General features: G+C 67.1%; 22 protein-coding genes. 11 read left to right on the top strand and 11 right to left on the bottom strand.

The annotated features are described in order from the left end of the window. Positions 1–8 precede the first annotated feature (8 nt). From LI337_RS03575 to LI337_RS03560, 4 genes are all read right to left on the bottom strand, one after another. The gene (locus LI337_RS03575) at positions 9–1,337 is read right to left on the bottom strand and encodes an ABC transporter permease (protein ID WP_227228344.1); all 1,329 of its coding nucleotides are present in this window, start codon (positions 1,335–1,337) and stop codon (positions 9–11) included. Next, positions 1,334–2,935, bottom strand: a complete 1,602-nt coding sequence (locus tag LI337_RS03570) for an ABC transporter ATP-binding protein (RefSeq protein WP_227228343.1) — start codon at positions 2,933–2,935, stop codon at positions 1,334–1,336. Before LI337_RS03570 ends, LI337_RS03575 begins: the two co-directional genes overlap by 4 nt. A 208-nt stretch (positions 2,936–3,143) precedes the next feature. After that, complete coding sequence (locus tag LI337_RS03565) at positions 3,144–4,274, bottom strand: BMP family lipoprotein (protein WP_227228342.1); 1,131 nt, start codon at positions 4,272–4,274, stop codon at positions 3,144–3,146. A 246-nt stretch (positions 4,275–4,520) separates the two neighbouring features. Further along, complete coding sequence (locus LI337_RS03560) at positions 4,521–5,873, bottom strand: phosphopentomutase/phosphoglucosamine mutase (RefSeq protein WP_227228341.1); 1,353 nt, start codon at positions 5,871–5,873, stop codon at positions 4,521–4,523. Between the two features lie 93 nt (positions 5,874–5,966). Between LI337_RS03560 and LI337_RS03555 the strand changes: the two genes are divergently transcribed. From LI337_RS03555 to LI337_RS03545, 3 genes are all read left to right on the top strand, one after another. Beyond that, positions 5,967–6,254 (top strand): acylphosphatase, encoded by a 288-nt coding sequence (locus LI337_RS03555; RefSeq protein WP_227228340.1) that lies wholly within the window; start codon positions 5,967–5,969, stop codon positions 6,252–6,254. Positions 6,255–6,596: 342 nt separating this feature from the next. Then, complete coding sequence (locus LI337_RS03550) at positions 6,597–9,824, top strand: ATPase, T2SS/T4P/T4SS family (protein ID WP_303645194.1); 3,228 nt, start codon at positions 6,597–6,599, stop codon at positions 9,822–9,824. After that, entirely contained in the window at positions 9,821–11,872 is a 2,052-nt protein-coding gene (locus tag LI337_RS03545; RefSeq protein ID WP_227228339.1) for a type II secretion system F family protein, read from the top strand. Before LI337_RS03550 ends, LI337_RS03545 begins: the two co-directional genes overlap by 4 nt. 123 nt (positions 11,873–11,995) lie before the next feature. Here the strand turns inward: LI337_RS03545 and LI337_RS03540 are convergent, their stop codons facing one another. Continuing rightward, positions 11,996–12,577, bottom strand: coding sequence for a DUF4382 domain-containing protein (locus LI337_RS03540; protein WP_227228338.1), 582 nt, complete (start codon positions 12,575–12,577; stop codon positions 11,996–11,998). A 273-nt stretch (positions 12,578–12,850) separates the two neighbouring features. On the opposite strand from LI337_RS03540, the gene LI337_RS03535 reads away from it, so the two are divergent. The 4 genes from LI337_RS03535 to LI337_RS03520 are packed head-to-tail and all read left to right on the top strand — an operon-like array spanning position 12,851 to position 15,394. Continuing rightward, complete coding sequence (locus tag LI337_RS03535) at positions 12,851–13,315, top strand: 30S ribosomal protein S15 (RefSeq protein ID WP_227228337.1); 465 nt, start codon at positions 12,851–12,853, stop codon at positions 13,313–13,315. Between the two features lie 3 nt (positions 13,316–13,318). Then, positions 13,319–14,515, top strand: a complete 1,197-nt coding sequence (locus tag LI337_RS03530) for an exonuclease RecJ (protein ID WP_227228336.1) — start codon at positions 13,319–13,321, stop codon at positions 14,513–14,515. Beyond that, the gene (locus LI337_RS03525) at positions 14,512–14,754 is read left to right on the top strand and encodes a KEOPS complex subunit Pcc1 (RefSeq protein WP_227228335.1); all 243 of its coding nucleotides are present in this window, start codon (positions 14,512–14,514) and stop codon (positions 14,752–14,754) included. Before LI337_RS03530 ends, LI337_RS03525 begins: the two co-directional genes overlap by 4 nt. After that, positions 14,747–15,394: a 30S ribosomal protein S3ae gene (locus LI337_RS03520; protein ID WP_227228334.1), complete on the top strand. Its 648-nt coding sequence runs from the start codon at positions 14,747–14,749 to the stop codon at positions 15,392–15,394. Before LI337_RS03525 ends, LI337_RS03520 begins: the two co-directional genes overlap by 8 nt. Before the next feature lie 86 nt (positions 15,395–15,480). Here LI337_RS03520 and LI337_RS03515 read toward each other — a convergent pair whose 3' ends face one another. Continuing rightward, a complete protein-coding gene (locus tag LI337_RS03515) occupies positions 15,481–15,891 on the bottom strand; it encodes a plastocyanin/azurin family copper-binding protein (RefSeq protein ID WP_227228333.1) in 411 nt (136 codons plus the stop codon). 170 nt (positions 15,892–16,061) lie between these two features. Between LI337_RS03515 and LI337_RS03510 the strand changes: the two genes are divergently transcribed. Continuing rightward, positions 16,062–16,742, top strand: a complete 681-nt coding sequence (locus tag LI337_RS03510; protein WP_227228332.1) for a protein sorting system archaetidylserine synthase — start codon at positions 16,062–16,064, stop codon at positions 16,740–16,742. A 400-nt stretch (positions 16,743–17,142) separates the two neighbouring features. Here LI337_RS03510 and LI337_RS03505 read toward each other — a convergent pair whose 3' ends face one another. Beyond that, a complete protein-coding gene (locus LI337_RS03505) occupies positions 17,143–18,069 on the bottom strand; it encodes a DUF726 domain-containing protein (protein WP_227228331.1) in 927 nt (308 codons plus the stop codon). A gap of 195 nt (positions 18,070–18,264) precedes the next feature. On the opposite strand from LI337_RS03505, the gene LI337_RS03500 reads away from it, so the two are divergent. Both LI337_RS03500 and LI337_RS03495 read left to right on the top strand, forming a co-directional pair. After that, positions 18,265–19,419 carry a thiolase family protein gene (locus LI337_RS03500; RefSeq protein WP_227228330.1) on the top strand — a complete coding sequence of 385 codons (1,155 nt, stop codon included), beginning with the start codon at positions 18,265–18,267 and terminating at the stop codon, positions 19,417–19,419. Continuing rightward, the gene (locus LI337_RS03495) at positions 19,416–19,832 is read left to right on the top strand and encodes a Zn-ribbon domain-containing OB-fold protein (RefSeq protein ID WP_227228329.1); all 417 of its coding nucleotides are present in this window, start codon (positions 19,416–19,418) and stop codon (positions 19,830–19,832) included. The genes LI337_RS03500 and LI337_RS03495 overlap by 4 nt, the downstream gene beginning before the upstream one ends. Positions 19,833–19,980: 148 nt before the next feature. Here LI337_RS03495 and LI337_RS03490 read toward each other — a convergent pair whose 3' ends face one another. From LI337_RS03490 to LI337_RS03475, 4 genes are all read right to left on the bottom strand, one after another. After that, positions 19,981–20,838, bottom strand: a complete 858-nt coding sequence (locus LI337_RS03490; protein WP_227228328.1) for a CPBP family intramembrane glutamic endopeptidase — start codon at positions 20,836–20,838, stop codon at positions 19,981–19,983. Between the two features lie 206 nt (positions 20,839–21,044). After that, entirely contained in the window at positions 21,045–21,869 is an 825-nt protein-coding gene (locus LI337_RS03485) for an MBL fold metallo-hydrolase (RefSeq protein WP_227228327.1), read from the bottom strand. Positions 21,870–21,871: 2 nt separating this feature from the next. After that, positions 21,872–23,224, bottom strand: coding sequence for an ATP-binding protein (locus LI337_RS03480; protein ID WP_227228326.1), 1,353 nt, complete (start codon positions 23,222–23,224; stop codon positions 21,872–21,874). Positions 23,225–23,378: 154 nt separating this feature from the next. Beyond that, positions 23,379–25,136, bottom strand: coding sequence for a flippase activity-associated protein Agl23 (locus LI337_RS03475; protein ID WP_227228325.1), 1,758 nt, complete (start codon positions 25,134–25,136; stop codon positions 23,379–23,381). Between the two features lie 578 nt (positions 25,137–25,714). Between LI337_RS03475 and LI337_RS03470 the strand changes: the two genes are divergently transcribed. Next, a complete protein-coding gene (locus tag LI337_RS03470) occupies positions 25,715–26,434 on the top strand; it encodes an RNA ligase partner protein (protein WP_227228324.1) in 720 nt (239 codons plus the stop codon). Positions 26,435–26,436: the final 2 nt, after the last annotated feature.

Here is a 26,436-nt window from a genome sequence, read left to right as displayed (position 1 = left end):
CGCGTTCGTTACTCATCGTCCTCACCCCCGATGCGGCCGCCGTCGGTCGCGGTCGCCGGACGCTCCGGTCGGAGGTCGATCACGTTGCGACCCAGCAGGCGGAAGAACTCCGGCATCGCCACGAACAGGATGATCAGCCCGCGCAGCACTCCCACGAGTTGCTTCGGCACGCCGGTCTGGAACTGTACCGCCACGGACCCGGACTTCAGCGTCCCGAACAACAGCGCGGCCGGGAAGACACCGAGCGGGTTGTTCCCCGCGAGGATGGAGACCGTGATGCCGTCGAAGCCGAGCGCCGGCACGCCGGCCTGCCACTTGCCGATGACCATCAGGACCCACACCGCGCCGCCGATGCCCCCGAGCGCACCCGAGAGGAACATACTCGCCACGGTCGTCCGCTTGGCGTCGACGCCGCCGTACTCGGCCGCCTCGGGTTGGATGCCGGAGGTGCGCAGGTCGTAGCCGAACGAGGTGCGTTCGAGCAGGTAGAAGATTGCCGCGACCAGCAGGAACGCGAACGCCAGCGCGAGCAGCGAGAAGTCACCCGAAGCCGGGAAGCCGAACGGGAGGAACGAACTCACCGGCAGGATGGTGGCGAAGTCGGCCAGCGGCGTCGTCTCGACGACCTGCGAGTCGGGGTTGCGGAAGTACTCCGAGACGACCACGAAGGCGACCTGTGCGGCGATGAAGTTGAGCATGATCGTCGTGATCACCTCGTTCGCGTCGGCGTAGGCCTTCAGCGCCCCCGGAATCGCGCCGTAGAGCCCGCCGACGACCGCGCCGACGAGAATCGACGTCGGGATGACGATCAGACCGCCGATCATCCCCGAGGGAACCGCACGCGAGACGTACAGCGCGAACAGGCCGGTCGCCAGCGCACCGAGCACTAACTGGCCCTGCGTCCCGATGTTGAACAGGCCCGCGCGGAACGCCACGGCCACCGACAGGCCGGTGAAGACGAGCAGTGTCGTCTCCTTCAGCGTCAGCGCGAGGCCGAAGTTGTAGAAGCCCCAGCCCTCGGCGAACAGCGCCGGCTCGCCGAGCGCGAAGGGGTTGCCGAGCGCGCCGTTGAACAGCACGAGGTACACCTCGATCGGATCGTAACAGAACCCGAGACCGAAGTAGGTGGCCGCCGCCGTCTGGCAGGTGGCGATGCGACCGGAGACGAGGATGATGACCGCGCCGACCAGTACGGCGAGCACGAGCGCCGCGACACTGATCGCCAGTCGTTCGAAGGCAGAGGCGTCCACGAGGCGCTGGAGCTGACGCCGCCAGCCGGTCTGTTCTGGCGACTCCGACTCTGCCGGCGCTTCGGGTTCCACACCGGAGTCGCTCATCGCTCACCTCCGTCGGCCGCCACGTCGGCGTCCGACTCGGCGGGCGCAGTCGTCTGCCCGTCGGCGGTCGCGTCCGTGCCGGCGTCGATGGACTCGCCGGCCATCAGCAGGCCGATCTGTTCTTCGGTCACCTCGGCAGGGTCGACCACGTCCATCAGTCGCCCGTCGTGCATCACGCCGAGTCTGTCGGACAGCCCCTGCACCTCGTCGAGTTTCGAGGAGACGAGCAGGATGCCCTTCCCGGCCTGCCGCAGTTCACGGAGGCGGTCGTGGATGAACTCGGTCGAGCCGATGTCCACACCGCGTGTCGGGTGCGTCGCCACCACCAGATCGGGATTTCGCTCGAACTCCCGACCGACGATGAACTTCTGCTGGTTGCCGCCCGACAGCGACTCCGCAGTCGCGTCGGCGTTCGGCGGCCGCACGTCGTACTCCGAGATGATGTCCTCGGCGTGGGTCCGCGCGCCCGGCCAGTCGATCCGGCCGTCGCGGGCGAACTGCGGGCTGTGCTGGCTCCCCAGAATCCCGTTGCTCACGAGGTCGAACTCCATCACCAGTCCGCGCTCGTGGCGGTCCTCGGGGACGTACGCCATCCCACTGTCGATCCGCTGTCTGCGCGGCGCGTCGGTGATGTCCTCGCCCTCGTAGACGACTCGCCCCGTCGTCGGCGTCCGAAGCCCGGTGATCGCTTCGATCAGTTCCGACTGGCCGTTGCCGTCGACGCCGGCGATGCCGAAGATCTCGCCCTCCCGGACGGAGAAGTTCACGTCGGTCACGGCCTCGATGCCGCGGTTGTCGTCGACGTGGATGTTCTCGACGCCGAGGACCGTCTCGCCCGGTTCGCGGGTGTCGGTCCCGACCTCCATCAGCACCTCGCGGCCGACCATCAGTTCCGCGAGCGACTCGCGGGTGGTCTCGTCTGCGGGGACGGTCCCGACGTGGTGGCCGTCCCGCAGGACCGTGATGTCGTCGGCGGCGTGCATCGCCTCGCCCAGTTTGTGGGTGATGAAGATGATCGTCTTGCCCTGTGCGGTGAGTTCCTCGAAGACGGCGAACAGTTCCTCGACCTCCTGTGGCGTCAACACGGCGGTCGGTTCGTCGAGGATGAGGATGTCCGCCCCGCGATACAGCGCCTTCAGAATCTCGACGCGCTGTTGGACGCCGACCGACACGTCCTCGATGGCCGCCTCGGGGTCGACGTCGAAGCCGTACTTCTCGGAGAGTTCGCGCACGTCGGCCCGCGCCTGTGCGGAGTCTGTCGCCAGTCCCAACCACTTCCGGGGTTCGTGGCCCAGCACGATGTTCTGGGTGACCGTCATCGGGTCCACGAGCATGAAGTGCTGGTGGATCATCCCGATGCCGGCGTCGATGGCGTCACGGGGCGAGTCGAATTCGCGTGGCTCGCCGTCGACGTTGATGGTCCCCTCTGTCGGCTGGTAGAGGCCGTAGAGGACGTTCATCAGCGTCGTCTTCCCCGCGCCGTTCTCGCCCAACAGCGCGTGGACCGTGCCGCGCTCGACGGTGAGGGTCACGTCGTCGTTGGCGACGACCCCAGGGAAGCGTTTCGTGATCCCGTCGAGGTGGACAGCGGTCGTCATCTGAGTGTGGGTTTCGTAGTGGTCCGCATAAAGTCGTGGTTTCGCGGGCCGGGTGGGGCAGGGGCACACACCGGCGTCCGCCGGTCGTCGAGGACGCCGATCGGCCGGTCGCCACACGCGGTCGCGTCGTCTGTCATCCTGTGTCTCTCCTGTCTCTCGAACCGGTCGACCGATAGCCCGAACGGCCGGTCGGCCGGCCACCGCGCGTCTACTGCGGTTCGGTCGGCACGTCGATGTCGCCCGAGATGATCCCTTCGCGGGTCTCGGCGACGGCGTCTTTCACGTCCTGCGGGATGGCGGAGCCGAGTTGGTCGCCGTAGACGCAGGCGACACCGTCCTCCTCCAGTCCGAGTGTCGTCGTCGAACCGCCGTTGAAGTCGTCGTTGACGACGTTCTCGATCGACTCGTACACCGGCGTCTCGACGCGCTTGACCATGCTCGCCATGATGACGTCGGCGAAGTTCGGCTCGGTCAGCGACTGGTCGGAGTCGACGCCGATGGCGTACTTGCCCTGCTCTTTCGCGGCCTGGAAGACCCCGAGGCCGGTCGCGCCGGCCGCGTGGTAGACGATGTCGGCACCGGACTGGTACATCGACGTGGCGATCTCCTTCCCCTGTGCGGAGTCGGAGAACGACCCGGCGTACGCCGTGCTCACGTCTACGTCGGAGTTGGCGTAGTTGACACCCGCCTCGAAGCCGGCCTGGAACTTCCGGATCAGCGGCGCGTCGACGCCGCCGACGAAGCCGACGTTCGTCGAGTCGGACTGCGTCTCGCCGGACCCCGCGTCGAACGACCGGGTCGTCATCAGGCCGGCGAGGTGGCCGACCTGGAACGAGCCCTCCTCCTCGCGGAAGACGTAGTTGGCGACGTTCGGTTCGTCGACGACGGCGTCGACGAGCATGAAGTTCTGGTCCGAGAAGCCCGGTGCGGTCTCCGCCAGCGCGCTCTGCTGGGCGAAGCCGATACAGCACACGAGGTCGTAGTTCGGGTCCGTCGACTGTGCGTACCGGCGCTGGAACTGCGGGAACTCCTCGGACGCCTCGGGCTGGACCTCGGCGTAGGCGATGCCGAGTTCCTCCTCGGCCTGCACGACACCGCGCTTGGCGGCGTCGTTGAACGACTTGTCGCCGAGACCGCCGAGCGCGTAGACCATGCCGACGTTCGCGGCCGGCCCGCTCTCGGTCGTCGTCTCGGTCTCCGTGTCCTCCATGTCGCCGCCGGAGTCCGTCGGTGTGTCTGTCGCACTCTCTGTCGCTTCCTGCGTCGGTCCGCCGGTACAGCCTGCGAGTCCGGCGATGCCTGCGACACCCGTCCCCTTGATGAACGTCCGTCTATCCATATCTATGGACACCTATGCAGTATCAAGGCCGAGAGTTAGGCATAAAGGCGTCGTTTCACACGGCAGATGTGTGAGAAAACCGAACCGGACTCCGGCATCGGGAACTCCCCCGACAGGAGCGACTCGGTGCGGTCGTCGCCGGCAGACTCGGCTCGTGGAGGCTGACCTCGGTTCGTGGAGGCCGGTTTCGGGGCGTGGAAGGCGACTCGGGCCGTGGAACCCGACTCCGGGTCGACCCGACCGAACTCAGTTGGCGGCGACCACCGACTCGACGACGTCGGTCGCCGCGTCGATCAGTTCGTCCACCTCGTCGCTCTCGGCGTAGACTCTGACGTAGGGTTCCGTACCGCTCGGCCGGACGAGCACCCACGAACTGTCCGGCAGTTCCAGGCGGACGCCGTGGTCGGTGTCCACCTCGGCCTCGGGGAACGCCTCGGGCAGACTGGTCGTCAGGTCGGCCATCACCGCCGACTTCGCGTCGTCCGGACAGGAGACGCTGACCTTCCGGTACGGGCGCTCCGTGACTGGCTCTCTGAGTGCGGACAGCCCCGACTCCGCCACGAGCCGTGACAGCACGGCCGCGCTACAGATGCCGTCGATCCAGCCGCCGAACCGCGTGTGGACGTGTTTCCACGGTTCGGCGGCGAAGACGACCGCGGTGTCCTCGCCACCCTCACGCCGGACGCGGGCGATGCCCTCGTGGAGCGCACCGAGTCGGACGCGCTCGACGCGACCGCCTGCGGCCCGAACTCGCTCGTCGATGCGCGCCGAGGCGTTCGGTGTCGTGACGACGACCGGGTCGGCCGCCTCGGCAGTCCGGACGTACCGCTCGGCGAGAATCGCGACCACGGTGTCCTCGTGGATCACCTCGCCCGTGCCGTCCACGATCACGATGCGGTCAGCGTCCCCGTCGTGACCGACGCCGAGGTCGAAGTCGCCGTCGGCGACGAACGCCCGGAGGTCCGCGAGCGACTCTGGCGTCGGTTTGCTCTCTCTGCCGGGGAAGTGACCGTCCACGTTCGCGTTCAGCGTGACGACCGACGCGCCGAGGTCCCGGAGCACCTGCGGCGTTCCGACTGCCGACATCCCGTTGCCGCAGTCGACTGCGACCCGGAGGTCGTCGGCCGGCGCACCCAGTGTCTCGGCGTAGGCGACGACCGACTCGCGGTAGTCGGGCAGTGGGTCGACGTGGCTGGAGTCGGCCCACTCGTCCCACGCCGCCGACGGTTCGTCGGCTTCGACGCGGCGGTCGATCCGGCGTTCCGCCTCGCGGTCGTACTCCACGCCGTTCACGAACAGTTTGATCCCGTTGTCGGTCGGCGGGTTGTGCGAGGCGGTCAGCATCACGCCGCGTCGGCCCCGCGAGGCGGAGGCGAGTGCGGGCGTCGGGACGACGCCGACTCGGCGGACGGTCGCGCCCGCAGAGAGCAGGCCCGCCTCGACGGCCGCCGCGAGTGCCGGGCCGGTCGTGCGTCCGTCGCGGCCGACGACGACCTCGTCGGCGTCCCGACCGACGGCGCGGCCGACCGCCAGCGCGAGTTCCGGTGTCACGCGCTCTCTGGCACTGCCACGGATGCCGGCGGTTCCGAACAAGTCCATACGCCACCGTTTCCGGCCGACCACTTAGATGCCGTCGATTCGCGTCGCGCCCGGGACGGTGGCTTTTCCCCGGCGGGCGTCGAACGTCGATCCATGACCGACGACAGCGACCGCGTTCGCGCACACGTCTTCGTCACCGGGCGAGTACAGGGCGTCTTCTACCGCGCGACGACACGGGACACGGCCCGCGACCACGGCGTCGACGGCTGGGTGCGGAACCTCGCCGACGGCCGGGTCGAGGCGGTGTTCGAGGGCCCACGCTCGGCGGTGGAGTCGATGGTCGACTGGTGCGACACGGGCAGTCCACAGGCGACCGTCTCGGACGTGGCCGTCGAGTACGGCGACCCCGAGGGACTGGACGGCTTCGAGATCAGACGCTGAGTCGGTGTGACGCGGGCGACACCGGTGGTACCGATCCCCGAATCGAGTCGGACGAGCCGAGCGAACCGAGGCGGTTAAGCCCGGCTTAACTCGGTGTCGCGCGCGAGCGAACGGGCACTCGATCCATCTGAACCTACGCAGTTCTGTCGGAGACCCGACCACAGAAGAGCACGGGAGCCGACAGTCGCTGTCGTCGGAATTTCGGAGAGAAAGAGCAGGACTGCAGCCGAATCTGTCGCGACCGGGTCGCGTTCGATTCCGAACGTATCAGAGAGACAGAAGTAGTAAGTTTGGGTTAATTATGGAGAAGGCTTTTTGATGGGGGACACCGACGGTGGACCAATGGCTATCGACGACGCTGACGGCTCCGACCCATCGCAGTTGAGCGGAGCCGACGACTCAGCGGAGTCCGAGGGGCACGCCGACGGGGAGGCGGGGACCGACACCCACGGACAGCAGGTCACGGTCGGCGAGTACACGTGGTCGGACTACCTCACGGAGTACGACTACGACGAGGTCGAGTCGGAACTGTATCGGAATCTCGGGGCCGCACCGGGGAGCGAGCGCTGGGACTCGGGCGACGACGAGGCGGTCCGGACGACGCTCGGCGAACAGGACTGGGCGCGTGTGGACTTCGACCCCGAGGAGCATCTGGGCTTCCACCCGACCGACACCGAAGACCGTGTCGGCGAGGCCGGTGCGACCGCCGAACGGTTGCAGGAGCACTTCGAGTCGTTCTGTGACCCGGAGACGACGCCGGTCGTCAAAGACGAGTACCTGTGGGAACACTACAAGCGTGAGTACTACTACGACGAGGACGGCAGTCGGCCGGAGTCGGAGGGCGAGGTCGACCCCTTCGACGCCGAACCGACGCTCGGCTTCGACCCCGAGCACGTCGAGAGCGTGCTCTCTCACGCCGGGAACCGCCGGGACGACCTCGCCGAGATCGTGGACCGGCGAACCGTCGACGTGGCCGAGGACTTCTCCGAGGACGACTTCTTCTCCACCTCGGAGGGCCACACCACGGTCGTCAACCGCTACGATCTGGAGAAGTCGGTCCCGCTGGCGAAGAAGACCCACTTCGAGGAGATCGAACGCTACTGGGTCAACAAACCGTACGCGTTCGTCATCATCTTCCACTCCAGCAAGGAGAACGAGAAGAAGTACTACGTGGTCCAGCCGTACACGACCGAGATCGAGTCCGACCTGAAGGAGTTCCTCACCGGCAAACTCCGGAACGCGATCAAGTACTCCGACGACGGAGTGCTGGTCGGCGGCGACGACCAGCGCCGGACCGTCATCGAGAACGAGACGCTGAGTCTCCTGGAGCGGTACGACCTCTACCAGACCGACGACGGGAACGAACTGCTGGACACGGTCGCGGAGCGACTCGGCGTCGAGGACGACGAAGGGACGACCGCGAAACTGCTGGCGATGCTCGGCTGGCAGGGCCACCGCACCGAGGACGGCGGACTGGAGGGAATCGAAGCCCGACCGGAACCGGTCGTCATCGAGGAGGACCGAGACACCCTCTCGGAGTACCAGGTGGACAAACTGCTCTACCTGCTGAAGCGGGACTTCATCGGCTACGAGCGCATCGACGGGATCAAGAACGACGTGAACGTGGAGGACATCTCCTGTGACGGCTACAACTCGCCGGTGTTCGTCTACCACGGCGACTACGAACAGCTGATCACGAACATCTACCACGACGAGACGGAACTGGACGACTTCGTCGTCAAGTTGGCACAGCGATCCGGGAAGGGTATCTCGAAGCGTCGACCGCAGGTCGACGCGACCCTGCCGGACGGCTCCCGTGCCCAGTTGACGCTCGGTAAGGAAGTGTCGGATCACGGGACCAACTACACCATCCGTCAGTTCAAGGACGTGCCGTTCACGCCCATCGACCTGATCAACTGGTCGACCTTCTCGCTCGACGAGATGGCGTTCCTCTGGCTCTGCATCGAGAACAACAAGAGCCTCATCTTCGCCGGGGGTACCGCCTCCGGGAAGACGACCTCGCTGAACGCGGTCTCGCTGTTCATCCCCTCGAACGCGAAGATCGTCTCCATCGAGGACACCCGCGAGGTCGAACTGCCACAGCGGAACTGGATCGCGTCGGTCACGCGACCCTCCTTCTCCGACGACGACAAGGGCGACGTGGACGAGTTCGACCTGCTGGAGGCCGCACTGCGCCAGCGCCCCGAGTACATCGTCATGGGTGAGATCCGTGGCGAGGAGGGGCGGACGCTCTTCCAGGTCATGTCCACGGGGCACACGACCTACACCACCTTCCACGCGGACTCGGTCGGCGAGGTGCTGAAGCGGTTCACGACCGACCCGATCAACGTCTCGAAGACGATGTTCACCGCGCTGGACCTCGTCTCCATCCAGACCCAGACGCGGGTGCAGGGCAACAAGGTCCGCCGGAACAAGTCGCTCACAGAGATCAACCACTACGACGCCGAGAACGACGAGATCAACGTGCAGGACGTCTACCAGTGGCAGGCCGAGACCGACGAGTTCCTGAAGATGGGCGACTCGAACACGTTGGACGAGATCAAGTTCGACCGTGGGTGGAACGAACACACCCTGCGGACCGAGATGTTCAAGCGCCGGGTCGTCCTCGCGTACCTGATCAAACACGGCCTGAACACCTACACGCAGGTCGCGGCGACGTTCCAGGCGTTCATCAACGACCAGGACACCATCCTGACGCTGATGGCGAACGGCCAGTTGGAACGGTCGCTGGAAGACCTGCGGGAGATGGAGTCGGTCCTGATCGACATCGACCCCGAGAAGGAGGCGATGGTGCCGCGCCCGAGCGCGAACGAGGAGAAGATCGCCGAGGCCGAGGAGATTCTCGACCGTGCCGAAGACGAACTGTTCGACGACTACCGTGGCGAGGACGCGAGCAGTGTCGCCAGCGCCCTGCTGGACCTCGAATCGGAGGAAGACGTGGTGGCCGACGCGGACGACGACGGGCCGGACCACCCGGAACTCGCGGCCGCCGACCACGAGCAGTCCGACGACGGCCCGGATCCACTGGACGAGTACGGCGACGAGTTCGACGACCCGAGCGAACTCGAAGCCCCCGACGAGTCCGACGACCCAGACGAACTGCACCTGAACGAGGGACAGGGGGGCGGGTCGATGAACCTCGACGATCCGGCGAGTGGGTCACAGACAGAGCCAGAGGCGGACGCCGAGGGCGACGAGGACGTACTGGACTTCGGCGACGAACCGATGTTCATCGGGTCGGACCCCTCGGAGATGGACGACGACGCCTCGCCGGCCGACATGGAGGACCCGGACAACTGGGACGTGGACGACCTGGGCGATCCGAGCGACTTCGACGAGGGCGGCGGGTTCGACGGCGGGAGCGACTTCGGTGACGGAAGCGATTTCGGCGAGGGGAGCGACTTCGACGGAGACGACGCGCCCGACGAGTTCGATCTCGGTGGTGACGAGGGCGACGACGCCGACGGCGACGGGGATGGCGACGCCGGCCTCGACGACGAGTGGGGCTTCGGTGAGTTCGAGAGCGCCGACCCCGAGGAGGACGAATGAGTCTCGACACGGGTGGACCGAGCGTCGGCGGCGGAAACAGCGCGGACGCGCTCGGTGACGCCTTCTACCCGCTGTTCCAGTGGTTGTTCGACCCCGACGGCGACTTCGTCCACGACATCGAGACGAAACTGGCGGAAGCACGGATGGGCGACACCGTCGAGATGTTCATCTCGCAGGCGCTCGCGATCGGCGTCATCGCGGGGGGCGCGCTGTGGTTGGTCGGCAGTCTGCTCGCCTACGGCCTGTTCGCACTCGGTATTCTGAGTACGGAGATGTTGTCTATCGGACTCCCCGCCCCGAGTCCGGGGGCGTTACAGACCATCGAGGCGCTGAAGATGCCCGCCGCCGTGCTGTTCTCGGGGCTGTTCTTCGGTGCCATCGGCTTCGGGATGGGGTTCGGGACACTGCTGGCCATCCCCTACTCGCGGGCGTCGGCGCGGAAACGCGAGATCAACATGCTCCTCTCCGATTCGGTGTCGTTCATGTACGCCCTGTCGGTCGGGGGGCTGAACCAGTTGGAGATTCTGGAGGCGATGGCGAAGGCCGAGGACACCTACGGCGAGGTGGCCCGCGAGTTCCAGGGCATCGTCCAGGAGACCGAGTACTTCGGCACCGACTACCGGAACGCCATCCAGAATCAAGCCGAAGCGACCCCGAGCGACGAACTCTCGCAGTTCCTGACGGACATGCTCTCTATCGTCAACTCCGGCGGGAACATGGAGCAGTTCCTGGACGACAAGAAGGACAAGCACATGCGGACCGCCCAGCAGCAACAGGAGATGACCCTGGAGACGCTGGAACTGTTCGGCGAGATGTACATGACGCTCTCGCTGTTTCCGCTCCTGCTCATCATCATCCTCGTCATCATGTCGATGCTGGGCAACGCTGACCAACTCCTCCTGTACGCGACCGTCTACGGCCTGATTCCCCTCACGGGCGTCGGGTTCCTCGTGCTGGTCTCGACGGTGAAGGAGGACGAACCGGGCGACGGCTACCTCAGCCCGCAGGAGGGGACCGACCGCCTCGCCGAGTCGAACAAAGAGGGCCTGCTCCACCTCGGCCTCATCGAGAGCTTCGCGGGCACCTTCGGCGTCTTCGACCGCATCAAGAGCAAGGAGGGCACCTACAAGACGAAGGAACTGCTCAAAGCGCCGCACCTGTTCTTCCGGGACAACCCGCTGTACACGCTGGCGCTGACGGTCCCGGCCGCGCTGGTCCTGCTGGCAGTCGCGCTGGTGCAGGGCGTCGCACCGACCTCGTGGGACGGGATGGTCGCACAACCGGTCTGGGGGACGTTCATCTGGGTGTACGTGCCGATCTACATCACCGCGTTCCCGCTCGCCTTCTTCCGGGAGTGGAACCAGCGGTCGCGCAACGCGGTCGTGAGCAAACTGTCGGACAACCTCCGGAAACTCTCCAGTGCGAACGACACCGGCCAGACCCTGCTCGAATCGGTCAAGACCGTCTCGGAGACCTCGTCCGGGAAACTCGCTGACGAGTTCGACGTGATGTACGCGAAGGTGAACTACGGGATGAGCCTCCGGGAGGCGCTGGTCGAGTTCAACAACAAGTACCACATCCCGCGACTCGCCCGCACGGTGAAGCTGATCACGAAGGCACAGGAGGCCTCCAGCCAGATCACGGACGTACTGACCACGGCGGCACAGGCCTCCGAGAACCAGGACGACATCGCCCGCGAACGCAAGTCCCGCACCCGGATGCAGGTCGTCATCATCATCATGACGTACCTCACCCTGCTCGCGGTGATGGCGATCCTGAAGACCCAGTTCCTCGACGTGATGTCGGGGCTGACCGATCAGGCGAGTTCCGGCGGCGGCGGTGGCGGCGCGGCGGCCGGCGGCACCTCCTTCGGTGCGAGCATCGACACGAACCTGCTGTCGGTGCTGTTCTTCCACGCGGTCACCCTGCAGGCGATCCTCTCGGGGTTCATCTCGGGGTACATCCGCGACGCGGACATCCTCTCGGGCGTGAAGTTCGTCATCATCCTGCAGACCATCGCGCTGGCGGTCTGGATCGTCGTCGGCTGAGGTCGGCGACACACGCTGTTTTTCCGGCTTCGGTCGTCCCGACCGAGACTGTCGCCACTCGCGGTCGCCGTGTCGAAGACGCAGAACGGTCGTGTCGACCGTGTCGATTCACCGATGGCGGCGTTACGCGGACTCGTTGCCGCCGGTCGTCTGGTTGCCGCTCTCGGTCTCCTCGTCCTCGTAGGTCACGGTCACTTCCTCGGCGACCGGTTGGAGGTTGTACATCCCACTGCCGCCGGCCTTGACCGGCGTGAAGTCGGCGGTGAACTGCGTCGTCTCGCCCGCCCGGATCTCGAAGCTCTTCTCGAACTTCAGGGGCGCCTCGCCGGGGACCTGCACGTTCGCCTCGCTCCCGTCGGTCAGCGTCGCGCTCGTCTCGTTGATCTGCACCTGCAGGAAGCTGTACTCGCCGGTCTCCAGTTCGACCTCGTCGACCAGCGACGACGCCTCGCCCTGCAACTCCGTCAGGTCCGCGTCGGTCTCCTCGACGTCTTTCTCGACGAGTTCACCGTCGGCGGGCTTGGCCCAGACCTCGGTGATCGTGACGATACACTCCTCGAAGTCGGCGATGTCGCCGGGCTGGTCGCTGACCCGCGTCGCCAGCGTCCCGGTCGCGGTGCCACTCATCGCCGAACAGCCGGCGAGTCCGACCGTGCTCGCTGTGGCGAGTGTCGCCGTCGCCTCGAGGAAGTTGCGTCGTTCCATGAGAGACGAAAACGGCTGGAACTGGTAAGTTTCTGGTGGCCGTTCGTGAGAATAAGTCACACGGCTACCCGCGCCACGTCTGGGACCGAGACACACACCCAGTCCGGAGTGACAACCCTTTTCACCGAGAGCCGACGACTCACCGACGGGAACAGCACAGCCGTAAATCTGACTCGTCCGGGGCACACGCGCCCGGACTTCGGGATTACGGACGTGTTATCGACAGCAGTCGGTACATCTACCTCTGCGGCTTGTGCCGTTCCAACCAGAACAATGGCACGAATGCACACCCGCCGTCGCGGGAGTTCCGACTCGGACAAGCCCGTGACAGACGAACCGCCGGAGTGGAGTGACGTAGACAGCGAGGCCATCGAGGAGCGAGTCGTGGAACTCGCAGAGCAGGGCCACGACCCGAGCCAGATCGGACTCGCGCTTCGGGACGAGGGCGTGAAGGGCACGCCGATCCCGAACGTGAAGCTGGCGACCGGCAAGAAGGTCACCGAGATTCTCGAGGACCACGACGCCGACCCCGATCTGCCCGAGGACCTCCGGAACCTGATGGAACGCGCCATCACCCTCCGCGAGCACGTGGAGGAGAACGGTCAGGACCACCAGAACCGCCGCGCACTCCAGAACACGGAGTCGAAGATCCGTCGGCTCGTCTCCTACTACCGGGGCGGCAAGCTCGACGAAGACTTCACGTACAGCTACGACGCCGCGAAAGAACTCCTCGACTAGTCGATGTCCACTGCACGTCCAGCCGACGAGACCGCCGACGGCGAGACCGTCGCCCGCGCCCTGCGTGAGGCCCCGTTCGTCCGGGTGCTCGCGCGGGCCGACGGCGACAGCCTCGCCGCCAGCGGTCTCCTCGCGCGGGCGTGCAGAGCCCTCGACGTGCCGTTCCAGATCCGGACGACCTCGGCCGCGACCGCCGACCCTACCGTCACCGGCAACGCCGACGCGACAGACGAGTCGACCGACCGCGACGACGACAGCCTCGTCCTCGCGGTCGGCCACGAGTCGGCACCCGCCGACCTCGTCGTCCCCGGCGAACCGACGCCGGCCAGCGTGACCGCCGACGAGACGGCGCGGGTGCTCGGGACCGACCCCGACCCCGTGCTCACGCTCGCCGGCGTCGTCGCCCGCGAGTCCGTTCCCGGCGACGCCGGGAGCGAGGACGTCCTCGACACCGCAGTCGAGACCGGCGCGGTCGAGCGCCGACCCGGCGTGGCGGTCCCGGTCGCCGACCTCGGCGACGGACTGGCACACACGACACTCGCCCACGGGCCGTACTCCGGCGAGGTGGAGCGCCTGCGCGCCGACCTCGCGGAGTTGGACCTGCCGGCAGAACTGGACGACGACGCCCACCGTACCGTCGCGTCGCTCGTCGCGGTCCAGACCGCGACCGACGCCGACGCGACCCCACGGTCGGCCGAGGCGGTCGAACGACTGCTCCGGCCGTACGCGACACCGGACGCCCCCTTCGCCACGCTCGGCGGCTACGCCGACGTGCTGGACGCGGTCGCCAGAGAGCGACCCGGAACCGGTGTCGCGCTGGCGCTCGGACACGACGCTCGGGAGGCGGCGCTGTCGGCGTGGCGCGAGCACGCGCTCGTCGCACACCGCGCGCTCCGCGAGGCGACGACCGGCCGGTACGACGGCCTGTTCGTCGCCCGCGTCGAGACCGAGGTCGATCACACGACGCTCGGGACCGTCGCTCGGCTCTGCCGGGACTTCCGCTCTCCGGAGCCGACCGTCCTCGTCGTCGGCGACGACGGGGCGGCCGCCGCGAGCGTCGACCCGGTCGGCGTCGGTCGGGCACTCTCGGCCGCCGTCGCCGAACTCGGCGGCACTGCGGGCGGGACGACACGGACCGGCGAGGCACGATTCGAGGCACCGACGAAGGAGTTCATCGCGGCGTTCAGGGAGGCACTGTGACCCGACGCGCTCGACTCCGGACGACCCACGCGGACCCCGCCGTCGTGGCGGCCGCGCTGATCCCCGACAACACCGCGTCGATGACGACGCGAGTCGAGGGCGACCGGGTCGTGACCGAGATCGAGCGAGAGACGACCGGCGGCCTGCAGTCGTCGGTCGACGACTACGTCGTCAACGTCTCCGTCGCGGACACAGTCGCAGAGACAGCAGACCGACACACCACACCAAATCATGAGTGAACGATCCGTATCCAAGCAGAAGCGAGGCAAGCGCTGGTACGACGTGCTCGCACCCGAGCAGTTCGACCGCGCGAAACTCGGCGAGACCTTCGCCGACGAACCAGACAAGATCTACGAGCGAACCATCGAGACGACGCTCGGCGAGATCGAAGACGACGCCGGCCAGAACAACACCAAGCTGACGTTCAAGATCACCGACGTCGGCTCCGACGCCGCGTACACCGAGTTCGTCAAGCACGAACTCACACGCGACTACCTCCGGAGTCTCGTCCGGCGCGGTGCGTCGAAGGTCTCCGTCGCCCAGACGGTGCTGACGACCGACGACTACCGCGTCCAGCTCCAGCCGGTCGCCTTCACGACCAAGAAGGCCGACCGCAGTCAGGAGCAGGCCATCCGCCGGGTCATGATCGACCTCGTGCGCGAGGCCGCGAAAGAACGCAGCTTCGAGCAACTCGTCGACAGCGTCGTGGAGGGGCGACTCTCCTCGGCCATCTACGGCGAGGCGAAGACCATCTACCCGCTCCGCCGGGTGGAGATCCAGAAGCTGACGCTGGAAGCACGTCCCGAAGAGGTCGCCGCCGAGGAGGAGGCGGCCGTCGACGTGGACGCCGAGGACCTCGCGGTCGACGAAGAGGCGTAACTCGGTCGACCGCCGCCGACTGGGGTTCGTCGGCGACCGCCCGGACGTGGGCGATCACCGACGATCGCACGCAGTTCGATTCTCCCTTATTCGACGACGACAGTCCCGACCATCCCGCCCGTCTCGTGGGGGATGCAGAAGTACTCGTAGGTGCCCGGCACCTCGAACGTGTGTTCGTAGGTGTCCCCGGAGTTGATCGCGCCGGCGGCGCCGTCCCACGCGTCTCGGGCCGCCTGCTCCGAGGCGAAGTCGCCGGTGGCGAAGTAGTCGGCCTCGTCCGGAATCCCCTGCTCGTAGGCCGTCACGCTGTGCGCACGCGAGGACGTGTTCTTCCAGACGACCGTGTCGCCGACCTCGACCGTCAGCGACGGGGGGCGGTAAGCGACCGCCGTCATCCCGATGTCGTAGTCGTCCTTACCGCTTCCGAGGGCCGTACAGCCCGCGAGTCCGGTGATCCCGACCGCCGACGCGCCCGCGAGGAAGGTGCGTCTGTCCATACGCTTCTGTCGGGACCGGACGGACAAATGTGGTGTGGTTCCCGCGTCGAATCGTGTGGGTCGATTACAGTGAGCGGTGACGCGGGCGTCCACCGACCGAGGCAGTTCCGTCGCGGGAACGTCCGCCCCGGATATAAAAACGTAAGCCGACGCCGTGGGACCGGGCGGACGTGCAACCCCGGTTCCTCGGTCGGCTGAGCGCGGCCGACGCCGTGACGACCGCCAACGCCGCACTCGGCTTCTTCGCGGCAGTCGCGGCTACCGTCGACACCGGACTCGCCGCACGGCTGATCTTACTCGCGGCCATCGCGGACGGACTGGACGGCGTGGTCGCCAGAAAAGTCGGCTCCAGCGACGCCGGCGAGTATCTCGACTCGCTGGCGGACGTGGCCTCCTTCGGGGTCGCGCCAGCGCTGCTGATCGCCTGCACCGCGAAGGAGGTCTGGTCGTGGCCGGCCGAGCCACTCCTCTTTGCGGCCGGGATCGCCCTGCCGGGCCTGTTCGTGGCGATGGCGGTCGTCCGACTCGGTCTCTACACCGTGCTCGACACGAACTCGGACGAGACCGAGGGCGTCCAGACGACGCTCTCGGCGACCATCCTCGCCGCCGGGGTGTTGGCGGGGTTCGTCACGCCGCCGATGCTCGTCGCACTGGCCGGCGTGCTGGCGATCATGATGGTGACGACGATCACCTACCCCGACCTCCACTGGCAGGACGCGCTGGTGATGGGTGTCGTGCAGGCGCTGGCGATTCTCTTACGGGGCTTCCCCGGCCGCGTCTTCGCGTGGGGCCTGTTGTTTCTCGCGCTGGCGTACACCGTGGCCGGTCCGCGATTCTACTGGCGACGATAACTCTCGACCGGGTCGTCCCGGGATAGACTCCGGGCTCGGATGCTGACGCGTCGAACGACGAGGACCGTGTCCCTCGTCACGGCTCCCCCGTCCTCGTCGTGGTGCTCGGTGCCCCCCGACCCTGAGCCGAACTCGGGGAATCCCACCGCGCCCGATGCCCGGACCCCGCCCGGTCGCCCCCTCGTCACCGGTCACGGTCGTCGCGGGGCGGGCGGGCGAAGACGACGGCCCTCCCAGCACGTCGCTCGCCGTCGCCCACCTCGTGACCACCGCGCGGGTGATGCGTCTAGCACGACACGTCTCACGACCGACTGGACTGCACAACTGACGCAGTTCACCTACGACGCGTGGTGGCTTAACCGTTCACTCGCCGGTGTCCGCGTCGCAGACGTGAGGGGAGTCAGAACTCGGCGACGACCTCGCTCATACAGCCTTCGTTCGGTTCGTAGTAGGAGTAGTGGTCCGGCACGAAGTCCACGTTGTGGTCCTGATAGTTGTTCGGCGGGGTGCCCTCGCACCCTTCTTCGCCGACCGCCGAGTCGAACTCCGCCGTCGAGTAGGCGTAGTTCAGCACGCTGTCGTCGGCCTTCCAGAAGTTGTCCACCGACCCGACTGCCGCTTCGAGGTCGTCGCCGTAGGTCCCGCTCAGCGACACCGCGTCGTTGTCGGCCGCACCGCCCAGTAGCGAGACGGAACTGACGACGTCCGTGTAGCCGTTGTAGTTCAGCGTCCGGACCGCCGAGAGCACGACTCGTGCGCCCAGCGAGTGCGCGAGCAGTCGGAGCGAGGTGCCGCCGGTCGCCTCCGTGTAGTCGAAGAGGAACTGTGCGAGTTTGTAGCCGTTGCGCTCGGCGATCTCGGTCGCGGGCCACCAGTTGTCGACGCCGGTGTCCGCGTCCCACGAGAAGCCGACGACCGGCCTGTCGTAGCCGTTGTTCCGCAGGGCCTGTCTCGACTGCTCGAACGAGATCAGCGCGGAGTCCACGTCCGAGAGCCACCCGTGGACGTGCATGGCGATCTCGTCGGGCGACGTGCCGTCGAGTCCCGGAATGCCGTTCTTCGTGCTGTAGTTGGTGTCGGTGTTGCCGCCGGTCAGATCCACGTCGCCGAACCAGCCGATCTCGAAGTGGTCCCGCGTCGTGACGTGCGGGAAGTTCTCCGGCGGTGGCCCGTCGTCGTCGCCGTCGCCCTTCGTGATCGCCGACGCCGTCCCGGAGAAGCCGGCGAGTCCGGCGACTCCGGCGACCCCGACCGCCGTCGATCCGAGGAGTGTCCGTCTCGATACGTTCCTGTTCGCCCGCCCTGCGTGACCTTCATTATCGTTCATCGCGTTTCTCTCGTCGTGGGTAGCCGATTATATTTCTTCTGGCACTCGAATAAATCGAAGCCGAGTTGTTCGGGACCGAATCTGTCGGTGGGGAGAGACGATCCGGCGGGTGGTGAGAGCGACCACGGGGCGTCGGCCAGCATCGTGCCGACCGGATGAGTCGGGTTTAAACCGGGCGAGGGAGCAACGTGTCGTATGGACCGCGTAGCGATCATCGGCGCGTCGATGACCCGGTTCGGGGACCGGGACGGTTGGATCCGCGAGTTGCTGGCGGAGGCCGGCGAGGCCTGTCTCGCGGACGCCGACGTGTCACCCGACGCAGTGGAGCATCTGTACGTCTCGAACATGGCCAGCGGCGAGTTCGAGGGCCAGACCGGCGTGCCGAACGCCCTGGCGCACGACCTGGCGGCGATGCCGGCGTACACCGCTCGCATCGACCAGACCTCTTCCTCCGGCGGGGCGGGCACCTACGCCGCGTGGCAGTCGGTCGCCTCCGGCGCGAGCGACATGACCCTGCTCGTCGGCGGGGAGAAGATGACCCACCGGAGTACCGCCGAGGCGACCGACGTGATCGCCTCGCTGACCCATCCGGTGGAGTACAAACACGGGATCACGCTCCCCTCGTTCGCGGGGTTGACGGCGCGGCTCTACCTCGACAGCTACGACGCCCCACGCGAGAGTCTCGGGAAGGTCGCCGTGAAGAACCACCGGAACGGTGTGGACAACCCCCACGCGCAGTTCCGGAAGGAGGTCGACTTAGAGACCGTCCTGGAGTCGCCGGTCGTCGCCGACCCCCTCCGGCTGTACGACTTCTGTCCGATCACCGACGGCTCGGCGGCGCTGCTCTTCTGCCCGGAGTCGGTCGCCCGGGAGTACACCGACGACTACGCCGTCGTCTCGGGGATCGGCGGCGCGACGGACACCCACGTCGTCCACGAACGCGCCGACCCGACGACCATGCGCGGGGTCGTCGAGTCCTCGGAGATCGCCTACGAGATGGCCGACCGCGACCCGGACGACGTGGACGTGGCGGAACTCCACGACATGTTCACCATCCTGGAGTTCCTCCAGTCGGAGGACCTCGGCTTCTTCGAGAAGGGCGAGGGCTGGAAAGCGGTCGAGGCGGGCGTCACGGACCGCGACGGCGAGTTACCGATCAACACCTCGGGCGGCCTGAAGTCGAAGGGCCACCCCCTCGGCGCGTCGGGCGTCGCACAGATGTACGAGGTGTACAAGCAGGTACTCGGTGAGGCCGGGCCGCGACAGGTCGAGGCGGACGTGGGCCTCGCGTGTAACGTCGGCGGCTTCGGGAACTGTGTCACGACCACGATTCTGGAGGCGGGACGATGACAGACGAGACTACCGAGACGAACGCGGAGACCGACGACGCACCGATCATGGAGGCGGCCCGCTACGCCGACGGGAGCATCACCTACCCGCCGCACCCGCTGGGTCCGGACGGCGGCGACCAGGTCGGCACGGTCGACCTCTCCGAGTACACCGCCGAGGTGGTGACGTGGACGACGAGCACCGCGACGCCACCGGGCGTCCGGCAACCGAACACGCTGGCCATCGTGGAGTTCGACGTGGACGGCGAACCGGTGCGCGCCATCGGCCAGGCGACGACCGACGCGGTGGAGATCGGTGACGAGGTCCGGCCCGTGTACTGTTCGGAGCTTCGAGACCCGGAGGCCGGCATCCGCGAACCGGCGAGTCAAGACTGGGACGGCTTCCGGTTCGACCCGGTCTCGGACGGGGACTGACACGCTCTCGTCGCCCTCTGCGGTCTGGTCGGAGTGCCAGCGCCGGGCTACTCCCGGTCGGCCGGACTGACGCCGTCTTGCTACTATCGGTCGGCAGGAGTGCGTCCCAGTCGGCCGACCGTCGCGGGTCGTCGTGCCCGTCGAGCGTTCACATCCGAGCGGAGAGTGGTTCAGTTCGGTCGGACGTCCCCTCCGAATTTCCCCAGGCGCGTCCGCCCCGAGTATAACACCACGGCGACGGTGACGACCGCGAGGACACCGACCATCGCGAGACTCGCGGGGTCGGACTCGAGGACGGGGAACATCCCCTGCGCCCAGTTCCACGGGTGTGCATCAAGAGGACCGGGAGGAGGCTTCCGTCCGTGCTGTTGTACACCCACGTCATGAGCACCGACAGCAGGGTGATGGAGACGGCGAACCCGAGGAACGGACTGTCGTAGTAGATCGTCTCGCTCGGGATGTAGAACAGCGGGAGGTGCCAGACCGCCCAGACGAGTCCCACGGCGATGCCTCCACCGAGCGGGGTGAGTCGTGTCTGGAGTGGGTCGAGGAGGTACCCACGCCAGCCGAATTCCTCCTGGACAGGCCCGCCCAGAAAGAGAATCCAGCCGAAGGCGACGAGGAGGATTATCGGCTGGCCCGACCAGGGGAACACTGGCGTCGTGCCGGTGGCGACGGCGACCGCGAGTGCGACGCCGACGATTGCCGGCGGGACCGACAGCGCGACCAGAACCCACCGCCGAGGGTAGTCGAGCCGAATCGCCCGCCCGAGGAGTCGTCGCACGCCCGTCAGGCCACCGGCGTACGCGACGAGGAGGACGGCGGCGACCGTCGGGCCGAAGGCACCGAGGTTCGGGAGAGCCGGAACGCTCTCGACGACACCCACCTCGACGAGGACGTCGGGGACCCAGAAGCCCCACGACCACGCGAACGTCAAGAGGAGGAAGGCACCGATACCCACGGGGCCGACATCACGGTCTTCCGACGCCGGAGAAGTGTTACTCATGGTAGTATCGCCGACCTCGTACGCGGTGAGACGGATAAAAGCTATCTGCGAATCGCCACGACCGGACGCGGCTAACAGGCGTGTCCAGCCTCACGGCCGTGGACGACGTACCAGCGGTGTCCAGCGTCCCCGACCGGACCCACCCCGTGCGTGGCTCTCGCCACCTGCGACACCCGGTCGGGTCGCTCGGTGACTCCCCGACGATTTCACAACTCGTACACTTCGCCGTCGACGGCCAGCGGTTCCGCGAACGCCTCGTCGGCCGGGTAGAAGTGCGCAGTGTGAACCAACCGCGTCTCGTCGGCACCGATCCCCTCGGCCATCGCCAGCGCCCCCTCGCGGGTCATGTGCTTCGTGCCGAACGTCTGCGGCACGCCGTCGGCGTCGTGGTGCCGCCCGCCGAGCGGGTGGTGTTCACAGAGACTCGCCGGGACGATGGCGTCCGCGAGAAACAGGTCCGGGTCTGCCAGCACGCGTAGGGATTCGTCGGAGACGTTGTAACTCGTGTCGCCCGACAGCGAGAGCGTCCCGCCGGTCTCGGGGTCCTCGATCCGCAGGCCGTAACAGAGCAGTGGCGGGTGGTCCACCGGCACGAGTGTCACGTCCAGCCCCGCCGCACGAAACGGCTCGAAGGGAGCCTCGTCGTGGACCGTGATCCGGTCGAGGTAGTCGTACTTCCGCCGGATGGTGTCCGCGACGCTCTCCTCCGTGACGGGGTCCACCTCGCTCGGCGCGTGGACCGGCAGGTCGTCGAACAGGCGGTAGGCGTTGCCGAGGCCGTCGAGGTGATCGAAGTGGATGTGGCTGATCACGACCGCGTCCGGCAGCGGGACGCCCTCGCGGAGAAACTGGTGGCGGAAGTCCGGGCTGGCGTCGATCAGCAGCGACTCGCCGGTCGCCTCGTTCTCGACGTGAACCGAAAAACGGGTGCGCTCGACGCCGCGTTCGCGGGCCTCGATACAGGTCTCACAGTCACAGCCGACCGTCGGCGTCCCCGTGGTGTCGCCGGTGCCGAGCAGGGTGACACGCATCCTCAGTGGTCGTGCGTGTGTCCGTCGTCGTGATCGTGTGCGTGGCCGTCGTCCTGCCCGCCGTCACCGGCCACCAGCGCGTCCGAGTCGCCGTCGATCATGTCCATGTTCTTCAGGTTGTCGCGCTCCTCGAAGTCGGCGACGGCGTCCATGATGTCCTCCTGGGTGAGCGTCGTGCGCTCCTCCATCAGCGCCTCCAGTACCGCCTCCCGCAGGACCATCCGGAGGTCACTCCCGGTCAGGCCGCTGGTCTTCGCCGCGACCGACTCGGGGTCGAACTCGGCGATGTCCATCCGGCGGGTGATGACCCGGAGGATGTCCGCGCGCATCTGCTCGTCCGGTTTCGGGAAGTTGACGATCTCGTCGAAGCGCCGCCACGCCGCCGCGTCCAACTGGTCCGGGTGGTTCGTCGCCCCGATCAGGAGCACGTCGTCCCGGATCAGCGAGATGTCGTCGATGGACTTCAGGAGGGTGTTCACCGCCCGCTTGAGGGCGGCGTGTTCGTCCGACCGGCGCGTCTTCGCCACCGAGTCGAACTCGTCGATGAAGAGGATACACGGCGAGAGTCGCTTGGCGACCTCGAACGTCTTCTCGACGTTCTTGGCCGTCTCGCCGAGGTACTGACTCGTGATCATCGACAGTTTCACCTCGACGAACGGGAGGCCGAGTTCGTGGGCCAGCCCCCGCGAGATGGTCGTCTTGCCGGTCCCCGGCGGCCCGACGAACAGCAGTTTTCCGATCTCGCGCAGGCCGATGTCCGCGAGGTAGTCGCGGTGCTCGATGGCCTTCACGATCTTCTGGATCTCGCCCTCCTGATCGGTCGTCAACACGAGGTCGTCGAGTGTCATCTCGATCTCCTCGGGCGCGAGGACGTTCACGAGGTCCAGCATCTCGCCGTCCTCGTCCTCGTCGAAGTACTCCTCCAGCAGGGAGTCGATCCAGACGCGGTCGGCTTGGATCGGGCGGTTCTGCTCGCGGGCCTCCTCGTGGCTCACGTCGATCCCGGTGTAGTCCTCGTAGACGTGTGCCAGCGTCGGGTTCGTCGCGATCTGTTCTTCGTCGATCCGGTCTGCCAGCCACTCCTCGGCCATCTCCGGTTGGGTCAGCGAGAGTTTGCCCGAGAACTCCTCGTGCTGGGTGAAGAGGAGATCGGAGATGGCGTCCCACGGGTGTTCGACGCCGGTCGCCTTCCGCGCCGTCGTCTCGGTCGTCGTCAGTGGTCGTTCGATCTGCCCGTCCGACCAGAACACCTGTCGGTACCGGGGCGGTAGGTCGTTCTCGTCTAAGTCCCGCTCGTTCGTGTAGACGTGTGCCGTCAGCAGGAACTCCACCACGTCGATGGCCGGGCTACTCATCCCACAAACGTACCGACCACAGACGCTTAACACCGTCGAAGGCCGTGCCTACTTCACTCGCAGTAGCGTCGAAAGACGGGGACTGCACCGATCCGAACACGCTCTCCTCGCCACGACACTGCCACGCTCTCGAGACACGTCCACTCGACCCGGCTCAGTTCACAGTCGTGTTCAGCCGCGGTTCGTCGGTGAACACGACGACACGGTTCCCGTACAGCGCGGTGTCGTACGTCGCCGACCGGTAGTCGGGGAGCGTCCGGCGAACGACGTCTGCCTCCTCGGCGGGGGCGATCACCACCGGCGGATAGCTCTCGCGGTCCCGGAACTCGGGAGCCTTCCAGACGTAGTCCGTCTCGACGCCGGCGCGTTCCGCGTACCACGCCATCGGGAGTCGTCGTAACCAGAAGCCGAGCCACGGGGCGTCGGCGTCGGGTCGCGGCGGTCGGTCGGCGACCGACTCGTTCGGGAGGAAGAAGCGCTCGCCGTAGTAGAGCACCCCCGGATCGTACCCCGCGGTGGCTTCGATGTCGGCGACGAGTGGGTCAAGGTCGTCGCCGGGTTGGGCACCCTGCGCCATGGCGTTCACGCGCGGCGTCGGCGTCGTGTAGCTGGTCGTGTACGCGACGAACGCGACCTGCGACCCGAGCAGGAGACAGACGAGCAGGACTGCCCCGGCCGTCGCGCGGTCACCCTGCCGGAGGCGCTCGCTCCCCCACCGGAGGAGCGCGACCAGACCCACACCGGCCGGGACTGCCAGCGGGACGATCACGTGGACGCCGAGCCACGGGGCCATGACGTCGGTCCCCAGGGGGTAGCCGAGGACGCTGACGAACCCCCACCCGGCCGTGCCGACGACCAAGCCGCGTGGTGCTGGACTCGCCGACACCGCAGACGAACTGCGGTGCCGAACTCCCCGCCATAGTTCTCGAACCGTCCCGCCGACCGCGAGAGTGTACGACACGGCACTCCCGACCGCGAGGATGCCGACGAAGTGGAGTAAATAGGGGAGATACGGGTGATCCCGCGTCGCGGAGTCGGCCCAGATACCGCCGACGAAGGTCTCCCACGTGCCGAGCGTCGCCTGTCCGACCGCGGCGGGCAGGAGCGTCGGCTCGCCGAGGAGCGCGCCGAACGCGGGTTCGCCGACCCCGCGCGGGGTGTAGAAGACCAGAATCGGGACGAGTGCGAGCAGGAGTGCGGGACCCACGCCGGGGAGGAGCGGCCGGAGTCGCCCGGAAATCGTCTCTGTGGTCTCGCCGAGTGCGGTGCCGAGTGCGGTCCCGTCCGCTGTGTGGCGCGAGAGCACCCGCGTTCCGACCGCGAGCACGCAGGCACCGAGACCGCAGGCGAGGTAGACGAGGACGTTCTCCTTCGTCGTGGTCGCGAGGCCGGCCGCCAGACCGGCCGCGAGCAGGTACCGGACGCGGCCGGTGTCGTACGCCCGAACTGCGAAGGCGAACGCGACGAACGCGAAGACGGCCAGTGGCACGTCGGCTCTGGAGAACCGCGAGAAGTACAGCAGGAGTGGGTCGACCGCGAGAACCGTGGCGACTGCGAGCAGTTCGGCGTCGTCGAGGTGCGCCCGGAGGAGCCAGACGCTCGCCGGGAGCACCCCACCGAGCAGTGCGACGACGAGGCGAGTCTTGGCGTCGGTGGGGCCGAGCAGGGCGAACACGTGGCGATTGACGATCTGGAGGAAGGGTCCGTGGACGATGGGCCGGTAGAAGAAGACGCCCGAGTCGAGGTAGCGCACGGTCCAGTAGGCGACGCGGGCCTCGTCCCAGTGGATGGTGCGCGCGCCGAGACTCCAGAGTCGGAGGACGAGCGCGAGGAGGGTGATCGCGGCGAGACTCCGACCGGGGTGTCCCAAGAGGGCGGCGTGGAGTCGGTTGCGGGGGTCGGAGGACGGCACACCCCCGACTGCTGGCGCGACCGATATGAAGGCGGTGGATACGAGTACGCGGGTTCTGGTGGAAACGTTCGAGACGTGGGTTCTGTCGATTCGGTCCGAGCGGTAGATTCTGTCGACTGGAGCGAGGGTGTGAACTTGGTCGAATCGGTTGTCGAGAACTCGGTCGAATCGGTCGCAGACGACGAGAGGTGAAAGCCCCCACGCTCTCGACCTGCCGCGACTTGGTGCGCGCTTCCCTCACGAGAGCGCGTCGCTTCGCTCGCGCTCTCGTTCAGTCCAGTGCTACCGGCGTCGGGGCAGGATCGAGAGCGCGGCCCCTTTCAGTCCCACCCTGAGATTGGGCGGGGACTCATGCAACACCCGGTGGACCAGTCGCTTTCAGCGTGAGCGCCTACCTGCGACCGTCGGCGCGACACGGGGGTCGCGCCAGCCCGCCTGACTGGTCGCGTGACGTGAGTCAGATTCTTCAGTCGGTCGTCGTAGCAGTGATCCTGGTCGAAATCCTCGCCGAACTCTCGCGCAGATTCCCTCGAACCCGCCCCGGACGATATTTCACTGCCGGGCGTCAATCTCCGGTGATGCCGGAGTATCCGCTGAAACAGCGATTCGTCCTCGACACGTCGGTCTTCATCACCGAGGAGATCCGACGGGACGGGGAGAGTCTCGAAGACGCCGTCTCCCGCTTTCTCGATCTGATCGCGCGGGCGAAACTCGAACTCAACATCTCCTGTTACCTCCCGCCGTCCATCTACGAGGAACTCGCCCGGATGTTGGAGGACCGCGGCGTCTCCGAGGAGACCTTCGCCAAACTGAACGCCTGGGTCATCAAGAAGAACCCCGCGCGCTTCGAGGTGATGATCCCCGCAGAGATCGTCTACGGCTTCATCGACGAGATGAGCGACCGGGTGAATCGCGGGCTACGCGTCTCGGAGAAGGCGGTCCGGAAGGCCGAGGACTCCCGCGAGGACCCGGCCGAGGACCACCTGAGCGAGGTCGACAAGGTCATCTCCGACCTGCGCGACGAGTACCGGCGGACGCTGAGGCAAGGGGTGCTGGACTCCCGAGAGGACTTCGACCTCCTGATCCTCGCCCGCGAGATGGACGCCGGCGTCGTCACCGAGGACACCGGGATCATCTCGTGGGCCGAGGACTTCGGCCTGCGCTACCTGAAAGGGAGAGACTTCCCCGGCCTGCTGGAGGCGTATCTCACCGCCGCGAACGGCGACCGCGTGACCGGCACCGGTACCGACGGCCCAACCGACACCGGCACCGACGACACCACCGACTCCACGGAGTAGTC

The organism is Salinirubrum litoreum, from assembly GCF_020567425.1.
GTDB lineage: Archaea > Halobacteriota > Halobacteria > Halobacteriales > Haloferacaceae > Salinirubrum > Salinirubrum litoreum.
The sequence above is the reverse complement of the archived record's forward strand: the minus strand, read 5'-3'. Positions and strand labels throughout refer to the sequence as shown.